This is a genomic window from Paenibacillus sp. 102, from assembly GCF_039549175.1.
GTDB lineage: Bacteria > Bacillota > Bacilli > Bacillales > Bacillaceae_G > Bacillus_A.
In genome coordinates this window covers 1-1,790 of sequence record NZ_JBCGHT010000054.1, presented here as the reverse complement: position 1 = coordinate 1,790, position 1,790 = coordinate 1, and the positions used below count along the sequence as shown (strand labels likewise).

1 protein-coding gene is annotated in these 1,790 nt (G+C 47.1%); it reads left to right on the top strand.

Going from position 1 to position 1,790, the window contains the following annotated elements; genetic code table 11:
• Window positions 1-519 precede the first annotated feature (519 nt).
• The coding region (gene ltrA, locus AAIE21_RS29175; protein WP_343269871.1) for a group II intron reverse transcriptase/maturase at window positions 520-1,790 on the top strand (1,271 nt) is incomplete at its 3' end.

Below are 1,790 nucleotides of genomic sequence, written 5' to 3'. Positions count from 1 at the left end.
GGCGTGTCCAGATAAGGACACATTATCTAGTTGGTGAAAGTCCAATCGGGAGAATAGACTCCACTCCCGTAGCCTGAGAGGCGCCATGAAGTGAAAACGACATAGCGAAGCCCTCTGACATCACATGCAAAAGGTATGTGGGCAAATCTCTAGGTTGTAACGTACAGTGAACGTAGACGTAGCCTCGTTACACGCAATTCCGGTGGCTGAGACGGTCGATAACGTGCGAAAGCAGCAAGAACTGACCGAAACGAGTCTGGAACGGCAGTTCTCACCGGCGGGGTATCAGCGGCGACATGGAGAGAAAGATAATGTGGAAACTGGAGAAGCCCTCGACACCCGATGAAGAAACCTCATCGAGGAGACCGTCTCTATAACCGCGATCGGGAAGTGAGACCGGTAGGTGTCAGGGTGGCGGAACGGATCGTAGTACCAGAGATCTGCGTGCAGCAAAACGCGTGGGGAGGGAAGGGTCCGAACCTGTAAATATTTCGTACGACCAAAGGAGGCAAGGGTGCCATGACAAAAACACCCATCACTTTGCAGGAACTAAGGCAACGAATCTATCAAAAGGCGAAGTCTCAACCTACGCATCGGTTTTGGGGGTTATTTACCCACATTACCAAAATGACAACCCTTCACGAAGCATATCAACAGGCGAGGAAAAACGGAGGTGCCCCAGGCATCGATGGGAAAAGTTTTGCTGATATAGAACTAGAAGGAGTTATCCCATTCTTAACAGGCATTCAAGAGGAATTGCAAGCTGGAACATATCGGCCACAAGCTAATCGGAAAGTAGAAATCCCAAAGGCGAACGGCAAAATACGAACTCTGCAAATTCCGTGTATACGAGATCGTGTGGTACAAGGAGCGCTAAAGCTCATATTGGAAGCAATCTTTGAAGCCGATTTCTGCCCAAACTCGTATGGATTTCGACCGAAACGCTCTCCTCATCAGGCATTGGCAGAAGTACGACGTAGTATATTGCGCCGTATGACCATAATAATTGATATTGATTTATCTCGCTACTTTGATACAATCCGACACAACATACTATTGGAGAAAATTGCGAAACGTGTCCAAGACCCACAGGTTATGCATCTTGTAAAACAGGTAATTAAGGCAACAGGAAAGATCGGTGTGCCGCAAGGGGGACCATTTTCTCCACTAGCCGCGAACATTTACCTCAATGAAGTGGATTGGACATTTGATGCCATTCGACGCAAGACAGCAGAGGGCAATTACGAAGCTGTAAACTATCATCGTTTTGCCGATGATATGGTTATCGCTGTAAGTGGACACTCCAGTAAACGAGGATGGGCTAAATTGGCATTACGACGACTACGGGAACAGTTAAAGCCTTTGGGAGTTGAACTGAACCTGGAGAAAACTCGGATGGTCAATCTCCTAAAAGGAGAATCCTTCGGCTTTCTAGGATTTGATCTGAGACGAATACCGAACCGAAATAAGAATGGATCTTTCGTTTTCATGACCCCGAAGAAGAAAGCTCGCACGACAGTGAAGGCGCGAATCCGTAAACTCATTCAAAACGCAGGAGCGAAGCCAGCACAAGACTTAATAAAACAAATCAATGCCGTATTGACTGGATGGGTAAACTACTTCCGGGTTGGGAATTCTAGCCGAGCTTTCAGTGAAGTACGTAATTATACGGAGATGAAAATTCGCACGCTATTAACGAGAAGGAAACGACGACGAAAGCGTAGCATCGGATGGCAGAGATGGAGTAACGAATATCTCTATGGTGTACTGGGGCTTTACTGGGACTGGAA